Origin of the sequence: Shinella sp. WSJ-2, from assembly GCF_003432075.1 — a bacterium.
Classification (GTDB): Bacteria; Pseudomonadota; Alphaproteobacteria; order Rhizobiales; family Rhizobiaceae; genus Shinella.
Genome location: NZ_QWBU01000006.1, coordinates 83,981 through 98,905, shown reverse-complemented (window position 1 = coordinate 98,905; position 14,925 = coordinate 83,981). Strand labels below are relative to the sequence as shown.

At 61.4% G+C, this 14,925-nt stretch carries 14 protein-coding genes; 6 read left to right on the top strand and 8 right to left on the bottom strand.

Annotation, left to right across the window (positions count from 1 at the left end):
- Window positions 1–12: 12 nt before the first annotated feature.
- Together D0Y60_RS15315 and D0Y60_RS15310 are read right to left on the bottom strand one after the other, a co-directional pair.
- Window positions 13–1,185, bottom strand: a complete 1,173-nt coding sequence (locus D0Y60_RS15315) for an aminotransferase (RefSeq protein WP_117370832.1) — start codon at window positions 1,183–1,185, stop codon at window positions 13–15.
- A 17-nt stretch (window positions 1,186–1,202) separates the two neighbouring features.
- Window positions 1,203–2,219 carry a LysR substrate-binding domain-containing protein gene (locus D0Y60_RS15310; protein WP_117370831.1) on the bottom strand — a complete coding sequence of 339 codons (1,017 nt, stop codon included), beginning with the start codon at window positions 2,217–2,219 and terminating at the stop codon, window positions 1,203–1,205.
- 186 nt (window positions 2,220–2,405) lie between these two features.
- On the opposite strand from D0Y60_RS15310, the gene speB reads away from it, so the two are divergent.
- The 6 genes from speB (at window position 2,406) to D0Y60_RS15280 (ending at window position 8,162) form a co-directional block, all read left to right on the top strand.
- Complete coding sequence (speB, locus tag D0Y60_RS15305) at window positions 2,406–3,458, top strand: agmatinase (RefSeq protein ID WP_117370830.1); 1,053 nt, start codon at window positions 2,406–2,408, stop codon at window positions 3,456–3,458.
- A 77-nt stretch (window positions 3,459–3,535) separates the two neighbouring features.
- Window positions 3,536–4,615, top strand: a complete 1,080-nt coding sequence (locus tag D0Y60_RS15300; protein ID WP_117370978.1) for an ABC transporter substrate-binding protein — start codon at window positions 3,536–3,538, stop codon at window positions 4,613–4,615.
- 80 nt (window positions 4,616–4,695) lie between these two features.
- Window positions 4,696–5,730: an ABC transporter ATP-binding protein gene (locus D0Y60_RS15295; protein ID WP_117370829.1), complete on the top strand. Its 1,035-nt coding sequence runs from the start codon at window positions 4,696–4,698 to the stop codon at window positions 5,728–5,730.
- Window positions 5,727–6,581, top strand: coding sequence for an ABC transporter permease (locus D0Y60_RS15290; protein ID WP_117370828.1), 855 nt, complete (start codon window positions 5,727–5,729; stop codon window positions 6,579–6,581). The genes D0Y60_RS15295 and D0Y60_RS15290 overlap by 4 nt, the downstream gene beginning before the upstream one ends.
- On the top strand, window positions 6,578–7,375 hold the full coding sequence (locus D0Y60_RS15285) for an ABC transporter permease (RefSeq protein ID WP_117370827.1): 798 nt from the start codon (window positions 6,578–6,580) through the stop codon (window positions 7,373–7,375). The genes D0Y60_RS15290 and D0Y60_RS15285 overlap by 4 nt, the downstream gene beginning before the upstream one ends.
- A 4-nt stretch (window positions 7,376–7,379) precedes the next feature.
- The gene (locus D0Y60_RS15280) at window positions 7,380–8,162 is read left to right on the top strand and encodes a carbon-nitrogen hydrolase family protein (protein ID WP_117370826.1); all 783 of its coding nucleotides are present in this window, start codon (window positions 7,380–7,382) and stop codon (window positions 8,160–8,162) included.
- Here the strand turns inward: D0Y60_RS15280 and D0Y60_RS15275 are convergent.
- The 6 genes from D0Y60_RS15275 to D0Y60_RS15250 form a co-directional block, all read right to left on the bottom strand.
- Complete coding sequence (locus D0Y60_RS15275) at window positions 8,159–9,040, bottom strand: DMT family transporter (RefSeq protein WP_117370825.1); 882 nt, start codon at window positions 9,038–9,040, stop codon at window positions 8,159–8,161. The genes D0Y60_RS15280 and D0Y60_RS15275 overlap by 4 nt on opposite strands.
- Before the next feature lie 70 nt (window positions 9,041–9,110).
- On the bottom strand, window positions 9,111–10,781 hold the full coding sequence (locus D0Y60_RS15270; protein ID WP_117370824.1) for an amidohydrolase: 1,671 nt from the start codon (window positions 10,779–10,781) through the stop codon (window positions 9,111–9,113).
- A 110-nt stretch (window positions 10,782–10,891) separates the two neighbouring features.
- Window positions 10,892–12,073, bottom strand: coding sequence for a serine hydrolase (locus D0Y60_RS15265; RefSeq protein WP_117370823.1), 1,182 nt, complete (start codon window positions 12,071–12,073; stop codon window positions 10,892–10,894).
- 74 nt (window positions 12,074–12,147) lie between these two features.
- A complete protein-coding gene (locus D0Y60_RS15260) occupies window positions 12,148–13,188 on the bottom strand; it encodes an extracellular solute-binding protein (protein ID WP_117370822.1) in 1,041 nt (346 codons plus the stop codon).
- Window positions 13,189–13,204: 16 nt separating this feature from the next.
- Window positions 13,205–14,008 carry an ABC transporter permease gene (locus D0Y60_RS15255; protein WP_117370821.1) on the bottom strand — a complete coding sequence of 268 codons (804 nt, stop codon included), beginning with the start codon at window positions 14,006–14,008 and terminating at the stop codon, window positions 13,205–13,207.
- A complete protein-coding gene (locus D0Y60_RS15250) occupies window positions 14,001–14,924 on the bottom strand; it encodes an ABC transporter permease (RefSeq protein WP_117370820.1) in 924 nt (307 codons plus the stop codon). Before D0Y60_RS15250 ends, D0Y60_RS15255 begins: the two co-directional genes overlap by 8 nt.
- Window position 14,925: the final 1 nt, after the last annotated feature.

Sequence of the window (14,925 nt, the reverse complement as noted above, 5' to 3'; positions counted from 1 at the left end):
GAATTTTTATGTTCAGTCGATTGCGAATCGATTTAGGCGGTCCCTCAGCAAGGCGATCGTCTGGCTATCGGCATTGGCGAAGGCGAAGCGCAGATACCCTTCCTGGCCGGCGCCGAAATAGCTTCCAGGCAGACAGAGAATCCCGGCCTCCTTGGCAAGCTTTTCCGCGACGCGGGCGGACGGAACACCCGCGAAGGGATGGCCGATGAAAGCGAAATAGGCGCCGACTGCCCCCACCTTCCAGGCTGGAGCGCCGGCCATGGTCGACAACAACGCCTCGACGCGGCGGGCGATCTCCAGCCGGTTACCCTCGCGCCAGTCGGCCAGTAACGGCAGTGCGGTAGCAACCGCCGCCTGCGCGGACCGCGGCGGGCAGATCTGCAGATTGTCCATGATCTTCGCCACCTGCTCAACCACGTCGGCACCGGCGGTGATGGCGCCGAGGCGATGACCGGGAATGCAGAAGGATTTCGAGAAGCTGTAGAGGCTGATCAGCGTGTTCTCCCAGCCGGCGCGGCCGAACAAATCATGCGGACGACCGGCACCGACCGGCAGGAAATCACGATAGGTCTCGTCGAGGATCAGCCAGATGCCGCACGCAACGCAGAGATCATAGATTTCGGCGAGCAAAGCCGGCGGATAAACAGCGCCGGTCGGGTTGTTCGGCGAAACAAGGGCTAGCGCCCGCACATCCGGCGTAATCGCCGCGGCAATCGTCACGACATCGGGCAGGAAACCGTTTGCGGAATCGCAGCCGGCAAAGCGCGTCTTGACGCCGAGCATCGCAAGCGTGGTTTCCTGGTTGAAGTAGTAAGGATCCGTCATCAACACGGCATCGCCCGCGCCTGCAATGGCCATGGCGGCGCAAATGAAGGCTTGGTTGCAGCCAGCCGTGACATGGACATTGCCGGCAGCAAGCGGCAAAGCATACGCTTCGGAAAGGTGCGCCGCATAGGCCTTGCGCAGGCTCTCCTCGCCCTCGATCGGACCGTAGCCGGTGTAAGCGCGCGAGGCGGCATATTCGCCGAGCAGGCGCAGCATGTCGGGATGCGGCGGATAACCGGGCACGGCCTGCGACAAATCGATCATCGGACCGTTACGGCCGTCATAGGCATCGCCCCAGGCGAAGACATGAGGGATAGGCGGGGCGGCGAGGGTTTCGACGAGCGGATTGAAGCGGGGCATAGTCAGTTCCGTGAATATCAGGCGCGGGTCTTGCGCTGGGGGGTGGACGCGGTCCGGCGTTTGACCGGTGCCGGGATTGGGCGAAAGGGTTCGGCAGCGCGCGTACCGCGACCGCGCAACAACATGCGTGCGGAGGTCTGCGGCTCGGGGAGGCTTTCTTCGAGCGATGCAAACAGCCAGTCGATGAAAACCTTTACGATCGGCGCTTGCCGCACGGATGGTCGGCAGGCGACATAGAAGGCATCGGCGGCCGGCACGGTGAGATCGAACGGCACGACCAGTTCGCCGCGCGCGATCAGATGGCCGGCGGTGATCGTATCACCAAGGGCAATGCCCTGGCCATGCAGGGCGGCCTCGGTGGAAAGGCGGGCATCGCTCATGAAATGCTGCCGACCGCGCACGATATCGGTCGCGTCTGCCGCCGAAAGCCAGGTGCTCCATTCGCGACCGTCGTCACCATGAAAGATCGTATGGTCGGAAAGATCGCGCAGCGACCGCAGGGGCCGGCTGTTCAGCAAGGTGGGACTGGCGACCGGAAAGAGTTCCAGCCGCGACCAGAGCCGCGTCCAATAATCCGGCCAGTTTCCATCGCCATAGAGCACGCTGACATCCGTATCGAGCGAACGCAGGTTCTCCGGATCGTTCGACGCGATCAGCGTCACGCGCACACCAGGAAACTGGTCGGTGAAGGTGTTGAGGCGTGGAATGAGCCAGAAGGAGAGTAGGGCCGGCACACAGGTAATGGTCAGATCGCCGCTCGTTTCCGGCTGTTTCATCAGGGCGGTCGCAGCCGCTATCTCGCCGAAGGCATTGGTGACGGCGGGCAGGAGCAGCGCGCCCTGCGGCGTGAGCTTCAGCCGTTTGCCGCCGCGTTCGAAAAGCGCCGTGCCGAGCGATTCCTCGAGCGCCTTGATCTGATGGCTGACGGCGCCATGCGTCACGTTCAGCTCGCGTGCGGCGGCCGACACGGCGCCGCGACGGGCGGTCGCCTCGAAGGCGCGGAGCGGATTGAGCGGCGGAAGGCGCGCGGTCATGGGGCGGAGAACCGGATATGTGAATTTTTCTCACGCCAATCGCTATAACAATGTCAATTGCTTTTCCAGCCGTTTTATTACGATACTACGCGGAACGAGGGCAAAGACCCCGGGGGAACACGTTGAAACGCTTTTGATCCTGCCCCCGGCCTGCCCGCATTTTTCATTTGCGATGAGGTGGACACGATGAGCGGCAGCAAGCTGGACGAACTCAAGGCGAAATACGGCGCAAGCCATGGTGGGGAGATGTTCGATCCCGCCTTCCGCAAGGTTGCCGATAAGATCTTCACAAAGAACGGTACCCGTCTGGCGCCCTATGCCGGCGTTCCGACCTTCCTCTCCGCGCCCTATATGCAAGTCGATGCCATCGAGCCCGATTTCGGCAACCTGCAGGTTGCCATCACCGGCGTGCCGATGGATCTCGGCGTCACCAACCGCCCCGGATCCCGTTTCGGGCCCCGCGCCATGCGCACCATCGAGCGCATCGGGCCCTATAACCACGTTCTCGACTGCGCTCCGGTGCAGGAATTGCGCGTGGCGGACATCGGCGACGTACCCTTCCAGAGCCGTTACCGCCTCGAACTCAGCCATGACGACATCGAGAAGCGCTTCAACCAGATCGTCGATGCCGGGGTAATACCGCTTGCCGTCGGCGGCGACCATTCGATCACCCATCCGATCATGAAGGCTGTCGGCAAGAAGCAACCGGTCGGCATGATCCATATCGACGCCCATTGCGACACCGGCGGCATGTTCGACCAGACGAAGTTCCATCACGGTGGCCCGTTCCGCAACGCAGTGCTCGACGGCGTGCTCGACCCGACCCGCACCATTCAGATCGGCATCCGCGGCTCCTCCGAATATCTGTGGGAATTCTCGTATGAATCCGGAATGACCGTCATCCATGCGGAAGAGGTCACCGGTCTCGGCATTCCCGCCATTATCGAAAAGGCGAAAGCCATCGTCGGCGACGGCCCGACCTATCTCTCCTTCGATATCGACAGTCTCGACCCGAGCTTCGCGCCCGGAACCGGTACACCGGAGATCGGCGGTCTCACCACGCGCGAGGTACTTGAGCTGATCCGAGGCCTCAAGGGCATCAACCTCGTCGGCGGTGACGTGGTGGAAGTCGCCCCGCAATACGACGCCACGACGAACAGCGCGCATGCCGGCGCGCAGGTTCTATTCGAAATTCTGAGCCTTATGGTTTTCAGCCCTTCCGTGTCGCGGACGGCCTGACGTAGAATAACAACAACGGGAACGCTCCGGCCGGATGAACCGGTCGGTCTAACAGGAGAAAGACCACGATGCGTGATATCCTCAAGACCAATGTCAGCCGTCGCGCGGTGCTGGGCGCGGGTGTTGCCGGCGCTTCGCTGCTTGCTATGCCGGCCGTGCTGCGCGCGCAGGACAAATCGCTGAAGGTCGGCGTCTACGGCGGCTACTTCAAGGATTCCTTCGACAAGAACATCTTTGCTGATTTCACCAAGGAAACCGGCATTGCCGTTGAATCCGTCGCCGAGCCGACGGGCGAGGCATGGCTCGTTCAACTCGAGCAGGCCGCCAAGGCCGGCCAGGCACCGGCCGACGTCTCCATGATGTCTCAGGTCGCCATGCTGAAGGGCCAGTCGACCGAACTCTGGGCACCGCTCGACCTGGCAAAGATCCCGAACGGCTCGAACCTCATCGACCACTTCGTCAACAAGTATCCGGATGGTCGCGTCGCCGGCATCGGTGCCGTCGCCTGGTACATCACACTCGTCACCAACACGGATGTCTTTAAGGAAGCCCCGACATCGTGGTCGGCTCTATGGGATCCGGCAAATGCCGACAAGCTCGGCCTGCTCGCGCTTGTCTCGAACTCGTTCCTGCTTGAGGTGACGGCAAAAACCCATTTCGGCGGCACGAACGCGCTCGATACCGAGGAAGGCCTTCTCAAGGCCTTTGAGAAGCTCGCCGAAGTGAAGCCGAACGTGCGCCTGTGGTATCGTGACGAAGCCCAGTTCGAGCAATCGCTGAAGTCGGGCGAAATCCCGATGGGCCAGTATTATCACGATGTGACCGGCCTCGCCGCCAAGGATGGCCAGCCGGTCCGCTCCACGTTCCCGAAGGAAGGCGGCATCATGGACAGCGGCTGCTGGGCGCTGTCGCGCGCCTCGAGCAAGGTCGAGGAAGCCCACACCTTCATCAACTACATGAGCCAGCCGAAAATCCAGGCGCTGCTGTCGCGCAAGGTCGGCACCGCGCCGACCGTCAAGCGTGACCTGCTCGACCTCACGGCCGAAGAGTTCGCCGCAGTGTCCTCGGATATCGATCCGATCATCCCGCGCTACGACCTCTACACCACCAAGGCCGACTGGCTGAACCAGAAGTGGACCGAAATGATCGCAGGCTGATCCCTGCCTTCTCCTGAAAACGACCGGCCGGCTGCGATAGCCGGCCGGTTCCAGAACCGTCAGCGCCGAGCGGAGCCCCAATGTCCGGATTGACCCTCCAGAATATCGTCAAGCAATTCGGCACGTTCACGGCCGTGAAGAATGTTGAACTGACCGTACCGCATGGCACCTTCGTCTGCCTTCTCGGTCCCTCCGGCTGTGGCAAGACCACGCTCATGCGCATGGTCGCCGGCCTCGACCTGCCGACCAGCGGCGCGATCAAGCTCGACGGCAAGGACATCACGAATGTCCCCACCCACAAGCGCGACCTCGGCATGGTTTTCCAGTCGCTGGCACTCTTTCCGCATCTGACGGTCGGCGAGAACATCGCCTATTCGCTGCGCATCCGCGGCGTCGGCAAGGAGGAGCAGAAAAAGCGCGTTGACGAGCTTCTCGCGATGATCCACCTGGCAGGCTACGCAGACCGGCCCGTCTCAAAACTCTCGGGTGGCCAGCGCCAGCGCGTGGCGATCGCCCGTGCGCTTGCCATCTCGCCGAAACTCTTCCTGCTCGACGAACCGCTTTCGGCACTCGACGCCAAACTGCGCGAGGCCATGCAGGTCGAGCTGCGCCAGCTCCAGCAGCGCCTCGGCATCACCACCATCGTCGTCACCCACGACCAGCGCGAAGCCATGACCATGGCGGACACCGTCGTCGTTATGAATGGCGGCGAAATCCGCCAGGCGGCAGCGCCGGTGGAAATCTATCGTCGCCCAGCCGATACCTTCGTCGCCGACTTCATCGGCATGACGAACCTCATCGATTTCAAGGCCGACGGCACCGGCGCCAGCGTGCTTGGGGCATCGATCCCTAGCCTTGCAGTTCCTGCGGGCCTGAAATCCGGTATCATTTCCGTGCGCCCGGAAGACGTACACCTCACCGCGCCGGGTAATGCACCGGTCACCGGCACCGTCACCTTCGTGCGCGACCTCGGCGGCACGATCGAGACCTTCGTGGAGGCCGGCGGCAAGCAGATCGTCGCCGTCTCCATGCCGAATGCCCGGCCTGACGTGTCGGTCGGCCAGTCGGTCGGCGTCCAGCTCAACCCTAGTGACTGCGTGGTGCTGAAGTCATGAGACGCGAAGCCCCGCAAAAACTCACGGACTACGGCCCGCTCGTCTTCCCCGCGGGCATGCTGATCACTTTCTTTGTCGTCCCCTTCGCGACGATGATCGCGGTCTCCTTCTTCAAGCGCAATCCGTCCGGCTTCTATACGCCGGACTTCGTCTTCGAGAATTACGAGCGGTTCCTCAGCCTGTTCTTCGGCAAGGTGCTCGGCTTCTCGCTGTTCCTCGCGGTTACCGTCGCGATCTGCTGCGTCGTGCTGGCCGTGCCCTTCACCTATCTGCTGTCGCGCGCCAAGCGCAGGACGCAGGTCCTCTGGCTGGTCGCGCTCCTGTCGATCCTGTCTTTGTCGGAGGTCATCATCGGTTTTGCCTGGTCGACGCTTTTCTCGCGCACCGCCGGCATTACCAATCTTCTCGTGATGATCGGCATCCTGGATCAACCGGTGGCGTTGAACCCGAGTTTCGGCGCGGTGCTGACGGCCATGACCTATCAGGCGCTGCCCTATACCGTGCTTGTGCTCTATCCCGCCCTCGTGCGGCTCGATCCGACGCTGACGGAAGCCGCGCGCACGCTTGGTGCGTCGCCGATTAAATCCTTCTTCACCGTCGTCGTGCCGGCGCTCAGGAACACCATCGTCGCCACGCTGATCATGGTCTTCATCTTCGCGCTCGGCTGCTATCTGCTGCCGCAGATCCTCGGCCGGCCGCAGCACTGGACGCTCTCGGTCCTGATCACCGACCAGGCGATCTACCAGTCGAACATGCCGTTCGCCGCCGCCATGGCCGTGTTCCTCGTGCTCGTCACGCTCGGTCTCGTGGGGCTCACCGTCTATGCCGGACGTAAGGGAGAAGCCGCATGACCGTGTTTCTGCAGCGCGTCTATTTCGGCCTGATCGGCCTCTTCCTGGCCCTGCCGATCATTGTGGTCGCCGGTGTCTCGGTCAATGAGAAGCAGGACCTTGCCTTCCCGCCCAAGGGCTTTTCGCTTGGTTGGTACGGCGAAATCTTCGCCAATGTCGAATGGCGCAACGCGCTTTTCGCCTCGGTCACGTTGGCCGCGCTTTCCGCCGCCGTGGCGCTTCTCATCGCGCTGCCGCTCGCCTGGTTCCTCTGGCGGCGCCATGCGCCCTGGGCCAATATCTTCCAGCTGCTCGGCATCGCGCCCTTCACGCTGCCACCGGTCATCACCGCGCTCGGCCTGCTCACCTTCTGGGCCGCGACAGGCTTCTACGGCCAGCCAGCCACCGCCGTCATCAGCCACGCCATCTTCTTCGTGACGCTGCCGCTGGTGACTTTGTCGCTCGGCTTCTCCTCCATCGACCGCTCGCTGGTGGAGGCCGCCGCGACCATGGGCGCAGACGACCGCACGGTCTTCCGCACGGTTGTCCTGCCGTTGATCTTGCCCTATCTCGTCTCGGGTTACGCCTTCGCTTTCGTGCTGTCACTCAACGAATATATCGTCGCCTATATGACGATAGGATTCACGATGGAGACGCTGCCGATCAAGATCTTCAACGCGCTGCGGTACGGCTATACGCCGACCATGGCTTCGGTCACGATTCTGTTCGTGGCAATAGCGGCCACCATCTTCGGCCTCGTTGCACGCTTCGGCGATCTGCCGAAACTGCTCGGCGCCATGTCGTCAAAGGACTGAAACCATGCGGATCGCCGCCCTTCAAATGCATGCGATTGCCGGCGACGGCGAAGCGAATATGGAACGCATCGCGTCTGCCGCCGCCGATGCGGCAGCGGGCGGCGCCAAGCTGCTGGTCGTGCCCGAACTGGCCGTGACCGGCTATGGGGCAGGGCAGGCGGCTTTCGAGAAACTCGCCTCGACGGCTAAGGGCACGGCGGCGGAGCGCCTCAGCACTATCGCGCGGGAGAACCGGATCGCCATCGTCGCCGGCTTTGCCGAACAAGAGGGCACGCTAATCTACAACAGCGCGCTTTTCACCGATGGCCTCGGCACCAATGCCGTCTATCGCAAATCCCATCTCTATGGCGATTATGAACGCAATGCCTTCAAGCCCGGCATGCCGAATTCCGTCCTGGTGGAACTCGGCGGCATCAGGCTCGGCATGCTGATCTGCTACGATGTCGAGTTTCCGGAAAATGTCCGCCGGCTGGCGCTGGCCGGGGCCGATCTCGTCGTCGTGCCGACGGCGCTGCCGAAGGGCTCTTCCGGCACCTTCATCGCCAACCACATGATCCAGGTCCGCGCCTTCGAGAACCAGGTTTTCGTTGCCTATATCAACCATTGCGGCGCCGACGACAACTTTACCTATGCCGGCCTGTCGCGCATCGCAGCACCCGACGGCAAGCTGCTCGCCGAAGCGCCGACGGAAGGTGAGACGCTGCTCTTTGCGGAAGTGCGCCCCGAGGACTATGCCAGGTCGCGCGCGGAAAACACCTATCTCGTCGATCTCGGCCGGCCCACCTAAAGGCTGATCAGTCCCGTTCCGATCACAGCAAGCGCGGCGCCGATCCAGGCGGGTGCCGGCGGCGCAATGCCGGTCCTTGCCCAGACCATCGGCAGGATGACGATCGGCGTCATCGAGGACAATGTCGAAACGACCCCGACATTGCCATGTGCCAATGCCGCCATCAAAAGCGACATGCCGAGGCCGACGCCGAAGAAGGCGGAGCCGACGGCAAAACCCACCGATCGCGTGGTTATGCTGGGCGCCGGCTTCAAGACCGGATGCGGCACAGCCATCAGAATCACGAAGAAAAGCGCCGCGAGACCCGACCGTACCGCCATTGCGGTAAAGGGTTCAACACCACCCGCCATTGCCGGCCGGGCTGCAAGACTGCCGAGCGCTTGGCCAAAAGCGGTGACCACGCCCAGCACGATACCGAGCCAAGGCGTCTTGTTCTGACCGCCTATGGCCTTCGAGGACGAACGGGCACCGATGGCCAGCAGGATGCCCGCCAGTACACAGGCAATGCCGATGCCTTGCCGGCCCGACAGGGTTTCGCCGAGGAAGACATAACCCAGCACAACGGCGAAGGGCGAGGCGAGCGAGAAGAGCAGGGCCGTGGTGCGCGGGCCGGCCGTATAGATCGTCGCGAAATAGGTGGTGCTTGCGATGATGATGCCGAACAGACTGGAGACGGCGAGATAACCGAACTGCCAGAATTCCACCGTGCGCCAGCCGCCGAGGACGAGCGACACGGCGGCGGTCATGAGGAAAGCTGCAACCATCTGTAAGCGGGCGAGATCGAAGAGCGGCAGGCGGCCTTGCAATTCGCTGACGAGCATGCCGCTCATCGCGATGCAGACCGCTGCGGACAGAGCAAGGATTTCGGCGATATACATGGAAAGGCCGGACAGTTGACTGCCCGGCCTATCGCACAAATCGGCCCTGGACGATAGGCCGATTTCGGAATTACGCCTGATAGGTTATCCGGCCGTCGCAAATGGTTGTCACCGGACGAACCGTAGCGAGCTTGTTGAAGTCCGTCGCCTCGACATCGCCGTCCAGCACAACGATATCGGCGAGATAGCCCGGCTTCAGCACGCCCTTGCGGTCTTCCATGAATTCGACCCACGCGCCGTTCTTCGTATAGGCGGCGAGCGTCTCGTGCAGCGACAGGCGCTCGTCCTTCATGCCCTCTTTCCAGACCTCGCGCGACATGGCGCACTGGATGCAGTTCATCGGGTCGAGCGGCGAGACCGGCCAGTCCGTGGCGAACACGATCGGCGCGCCGGCATCGACCAGCGTGCGCCAGGCGAAGGCATAGGGCCAGCGGTCTTCACCGATATAGGAGAGATAGGGCTCCAGCGGCAGGCCGGCGCTGCCCGGCGGATGCGTCGGCTGCATGGAAGCGACGGTGCCAAGTTCCTTGAAACGCTTGATATCGTCGGGATGTACCACTTCGATATGCTCGATGCGATTGCGGCTATCGCGCTTGCCGTTGGCCTTGATGGCGGCCTCGTAGCCGTTCAGCACCATGCGCACCGCACCGTCGCCGATGGCATGCACGGCGACCGGCAGGCCGAGCTTGTCGGAGGCGATGGCGACATCGTTGAAATGCTCCTGCGAGAAGAGCGGATCGCCCTTCAGGCCCGGTTGGTGGGAATAGTCGTCGACAAAAACGGCAGTGCCGGATTCCGTGACGCCATCCATGAACAGCTTGACGAAATTAGAGCGCAGACGATCCGAGTTGAAGCGCTCGCGCCAGGCCGCGGCCTTGGTCTCCAGGTCGGAGAGCGGCATGAAGTTCTTCATGTGGAAGGGCATGCGCACGCGCACCGGCAGCCCGACGGTCTTTTCGATCTCGTCGAGCATTTCCAGCTGGTAGAGACTGCCGTCCATGTTCTGCAACGAGGTGATACCGAGCGATGCGACATAGGCGAGCCCCTCCTTGAGGATTTCGATATCGCTGGCGCGCTCCTCCGGCGTCACATGCTCTGGATCGCCGCCCGTTCCCACGCCGAGCATCTCGCGGCCACCCGTTTCGCTGAGCGCGGAGACCGGCCTGATAGCGTTGCTTTCACGCAGTTCGCCATTGGCCAGGCCATCCTCGCCCATGACGATCTCGTTGCCGACGCCGACATCTCGGCCTTCCAGAATGCCGCCCATCTTCAAAGCAAGCGTGTTTGCCCAAGCGGTGTGATGATCGGGCGCGAAGATCAGCACGGCACGATCCGGCAGGATGCGGTCGAGGTGATGACGCGTCACGCGCTCGTCGTCGGAGAGGATCGTGTAGTCGGCATGCTGGGCGATCAGCAGCTGACGCTCCGGATATTCGGCGGCATAGGCCTTCAGCGCCCTGTCCAGCGCATCAAAACCCTTCAAGCCGTAAAGCGACAGTTCGCGCAGTTCGGCCGAACCGCCGAAAATGTGCATATGCGCCTCGTTGAAACCCGGCAGGACCGTCCCGCCCCTGGCATCGATCACATGCGTATCGGGACCGGAAAAGGCCTCGATCTGTGCTTCGGAACCGACGGCCAAAATGCGGTTACCGGCAACGGCGACGGCGCTCGCACGCGGATTGGCATCGTCCATGGTCAGCACCCGCGCGTTGCGGATGATAAAGCTTGCCTCGGTCTGCATGGTGTGTTCCCTCGATATTTTTCGGACCACCTCCGGCGCACCGGAAATGATCCGAGTTTTTGTGCCGCATTGTCCAACGCCGAAACGATCTCGTGTCGGCTGGAAATGCTCTAGATTGCCCGGCGGCAGAGCGCCCTGAAGAAGGTAAAGATGTCCTGGTTTTCCTCGTCGCCCAGCGGCTCCGGGTGGGAGGAGAATTTGACGATCACCGTTTCCGTGCTTGGATCGACATAGAGCCATTGGCCGTGGATGCCGATAGCACAAAAGGCGTGGTCGGCCTCGCCGGACTGGTACCACTGGCTGCGGTAACGGCCGTTCGGCAGATCGACATTACGGCCCTGCTGCCAGGCCTCCCGGTCGCCGTTTTCCTGCATATCGCGAATCCAGGCGACCGGGACGATCTGCCTGCCGTCGCGCGCGCCGTCATTGCGCAGGAGTTCGCCGAGACGCGCCAGATCGCGTGCCGTCATGGAGACGCCGCCGGCCGTGCGCGGCGTGCCGATAGCGTCGACCGTGATATCTGCAAGCCCCTTGGCACCCATCGGCTTCCAGAGCAAATCGGAGGTAAGGTCGGCGAAGCGAGCGCCAGTTGCGCGTTCGATGATCACGCCGAGTAGATCGGCGTTCGGCGAGGCGTAGTAGAAGGGGCCGCCATGCGGACGCTCAGCTTTCTGCAAGGTCAGCAAGAAGGCCGCAAGGTTTTCCGGTTCAGCGCCGGGCATCGGCGGGTTCCAGAGCATCGAGCGGCGATAACGCGCGAAGGCGCCATAGGGATCGAGATAGGCTTCTTCGAAATCGAGGCTGACACGCATGTCGAGCACGTCGCGATAGGTGCAGTCGCCATAAACGCTGCCCTTGGCCTCCGGCAGATAATCGGTCACCGGGCGATCAGGCTCCAGAATGCCATCCGCCTCCAGAATGCCGGAAACGACGGCCGTCAGCGATTTGGAAATGGAAAAGATGAGGTGCGGCGCATCGGGATTGGCATGTGCGGCATAATACTCCGCAACCATCTCGCCCTTGCGCATCATCACGAAGGCATCCGTGTGGGCGAATTCCAGAAAGGCGCGGGCGGTATCGGTGCCGGCAAGGCCGGTTTCCATGGGCTCGTCCAGGAACGTGTCGCTGGCAAGCGGCCGCTCCGCGACAACGGCCTCGGCGGCAATCACCGCCGTCGGAACGAAATCGCGAACGTTCTGGAAGGTCCAGCGGCTGTAGGGGGAGGTGCGCCAATTGGCAAGCGTGACATCGGCGCGGTTAAAGCCGTGTCTGTCCTGAAAGGTCTTGATCATGAAAAATCCAGCCAAGGCGCGGGAAGGCGCAAGGCCTTCCCGCTTGGACTGTCCTCTTTGTGCGGCGAAACCGCTTACTTCTGCAGTTCGGTCCAGATCTTGGTGTAGAGCTGCTGCGTTTCCGGCTCGCAGCTTTCAAGGAACGAGCCGGCGGCCTCGAACTCAGCCGGCACGACCAGTTCCGGTGCCGTCTGCATCTCCGCCGGCAGGAACTTCTCAGATCCCTTGATGCCGTTGGAATATTTGGCGAAAGCCGAAATCATGGCAGCGTTTTCCGGATCCATGATGAAGTTCATGAACAGCTTGGCGTTTTCCGGGTTCTTCGCATCCTTCAGAAGAGCCACGCTGTCCATGAAGAAGGGGAAGCCTTCTTTCGGATAGCCGAACTTGATATCCGCATTCTTCAAACGCGAACGCATGATGGCGCCGTTCCAGTAGTACACGGCGGAATAATCACCAGCAGGCAGCTTTTCGGTAACGCTGTAATCCATGGCGAGCCACTTGGATTTCGCTTCGACAAGCTTGTCGCGAACCTTGCGAAGGACTTCCTTGTCCATCGTGCACCATTCGCCGCCGAAATATTTGATCGTCGCGAACAGCACGTCATTCATTTCCGGCGCGACGTTGATCTTGCCGGCCAGTTCAGGCGGCGGATCGAGGAAGATTGCGGAGGTGTTGATATCACCACCATAAACCTTGCTGTTCACCCCGATGCCCGTCAGACCCCACTGCCACGGAACAGTGTAGTGACGGCCCTTGTCCCAGGGAACATCCACCCAACGCGGATCGACGTTCTTGAAGTTCTCCATCTGATCCGGACGCGCTTCCTCGATAAGGCCTTCCTTGATCCAGATCGGAACATAGTTTGCCGAGGGAACGACAACGTCGAAGCCATGGCCGCCGGCGCGGACCTTGGCAAGCGCCGTATCGTTGGAGTCGTAGTCTGTCACCGTAACCTTTACGTCGAACTGCTTCTCGAACTTTTTGATGAGTTCGGGGTTCGTGTAGTCGCCCCAATTGTAGATGTTGAGCTCGCCCGCGGCGGACGCGGCACTCGCAACTGCGAGCGTCGCGATTGCAGCCAAGGCCGTGGTGGTGATTAACTTCGTTGTCATTGCTGTTCCTCTCTGACTACTGTTTTCGTTTGTTGATGAAGAAGAAGACCACGACGAGGGCCGTCGACAAGGCCAGGAAAACCGTCGCGATAGCGTTGATTTCGGGTGTTGTTTCACGTCTGAGCTGACCAAGCATATAGGTCGGCAGCGTATCCTGCCCACCGGACTTGACGAACTCCGTGATGACCACGTCATCCAGCGAGATCACGAACGCCAGCATGAAACCCGCAATGATCGCCGGACGCAACATCGGAAGCGTCACATGCCGGAAGGTCATCCAGGGGGTGGCATAAAGATCGGCCGCCGCGCGCTCCAGCGTCAAGTCCATGCTTTCCAGTCGGGCACGGATCGGCAGGTATGCAAAGGGGATGCAGAACGCGGTATGCGCAACGATCAGGTAGCCGAGGCCGGAATAGCCGGTCCAGACCTTGATGCGCGAAAATACGATCAGCAGCGCCACGGCCGTGACGATCTCCGGCACCATGAGTGGCTGGTTGATCAGCGCATACTTGAACGTCAATCCGCGATAGGGTTGTGTTCGCGTCGTGGCAAGCGCCGCCATCATCGCAGCCGTCGTTGCGAGAAGGGCTGCCCACAGCGCGATGACCAGAGAACGGATGGCAGCATCCTGTACCGCCGTGTTGTTCCAGGCGGCCACGAACCAGCGTGATGAGAAGCCGCCCCACTGGGAAAGCGATTCCGCGTCATTGAACGAATAGATGACCAGCGCCGCGATCGGCAGATAGAGGGCAAAGAACGTGAAAAGCGTGATGAAGCCGAAACCCGGCTGAGAACGGAGATCGTAGCGCCTGCTAAACATGGCCGTTCCCTCCACGCGAGGCATTGCGAACATAGATGATCAGCGCCGCCGTCACCAGGATCATGAGCGTGATCGACATTGCCGCTCCCAAAGGCCAGTTGCGGCCCGAGCCGAACTGCATCTCGATGAGATTGCCCAGCATCATGTTCTTGCCGCCGCCCAGAACGCGGGGAATGACATAGGCACCGAGCGAGGGAATGAACACCAGGATCGATCCTGCGATGATGCCCGGCTTCACGAGCGGGATCACGATCCGCCGCAGAACCTGAAAACGTGTCGCGTAGAGATCATAACCGGCCTCCACCAATCGGAAATCTAGTTTCTCGATCGATGCATAGAGCGGCAGGACCATCAACGGCAGATAGACATAGGTCATGCCGAGCAGGTTGGCTGTATCCGTATAGATGATCTGCAGAGGGCTTTTGATCACGCCGAGCCAGAGCAGCGCCGTATTCAAAAGGCCCTCGTTTCGGATGACCTGCTGCATCGCGAAGGTCCGGATCAGAAGGTTCGTCCAGAAGGGGATCGTGACAAGAAATACCCAGATCTCACGCGTGTGCGGTGGGCGCGTCGCGATGAAATAGGCGGTGGGAAAACCAAGAATGACCGTCAGGATCGTGGTGAAGAACGAAAGCTGGATCGAACGCCAGATGATGGAGAGGTGCGCATCGGCAAGCCCCAGCGTATCATCGAAAATATCGCGTTCGAAAAAGACGGAGGTCCAGCCCTCAAGCGAAAATTCTCCAAATTTCACATCGCCATAGTCGCCCTTCACCATGAAGGAGTAAAACAGCATGACGAAAAGCGGGCCTATCGCCGCTACGAAAATGATCAGCAGGGCCGGAGCGCTGAGAAGCCAGCGTGAGCGAATATCCTGTTTTTGAGCCGCGAGAGCGGCCTCTTGTGCGCCGCTCATT

Bases quoted from the DNA above. Each gene is read 5' to 3' on its own strand.
- D0Y60_RS15315 (WP_117370832.1), bottom strand. From the start codon at position 1,185: ATGCCCCGCTTCAATCCGCTCGTCGAAACCCTCGCCGCCCCGCCTATC.
- D0Y60_RS15310 (WP_117370831.1), bottom strand. From the start codon at position 2,219: ATGACCGCGCGCCTTCCGCCGCTCAATCCGCTCCGCGCCTTCGAGGCG.
- speB (WP_117370830.1), top strand. From the start codon at position 2,406: ATGAGCGGCAGCAAGCTGGACGAACTCAAGGCGAAATACGGCGCAAGC.
- D0Y60_RS15295 (WP_117370829.1), top strand. From the start codon at position 4,696: ATGTCCGGATTGACCCTCCAGAATATCGTCAAGCAATTCGGCACGTTC.
- D0Y60_RS15290 (WP_117370828.1), top strand. From the start codon at position 5,727: ATGAGACGCGAAGCCCCGCAAAAACTCACGGACTACGGCCCGCTCGTC.
- D0Y60_RS15285 (WP_117370827.1), top strand. From the start codon at position 6,578: ATGACCGTGTTTCTGCAGCGCGTCTATTTCGGCCTGATCGGCCTCTTC.
- D0Y60_RS15280 (WP_117370826.1), top strand. From the start codon at position 7,380: ATGCGGATCGCCGCCCTTCAAATGCATGCGATTGCCGGCGACGGCGAA.
- D0Y60_RS15275 (WP_117370825.1), bottom strand. From the start codon at position 9,040: ATGTATATCGCCGAAATCCTTGCTCTGTCCGCAGCGGTCTGCATCGCG.
- D0Y60_RS15270 (WP_117370824.1), bottom strand. From the start codon at position 10,781: ATGCAGACCGAGGCAAGCTTTATCATCCGCAACGCGCGGGTGCTGACC.
- D0Y60_RS15265 (WP_117370823.1), bottom strand. From the start codon at position 12,073: ATGATCAAGACCTTTCAGGACAGACACGGCTTTAACCGCGCCGATGTC.
- D0Y60_RS15260 (WP_117370822.1), bottom strand. From the start codon at position 13,188: ATGACAACGAAGTTAATCACCACCACGGCCTTGGCTGCAATCGCGACG.
- D0Y60_RS15255 (WP_117370821.1), bottom strand. From the start codon at position 14,008: ATGTTTAGCAGGCGCTACGATCTCCGTTCTCAGCCGGGTTTCGGCTTC.
- D0Y60_RS15250 (WP_117370820.1), bottom strand. From the start codon at position 14,924: ATGAGCGGCGCACAAGAGGCCGCTCTCGCGGCTCAAAAACAGGATATT.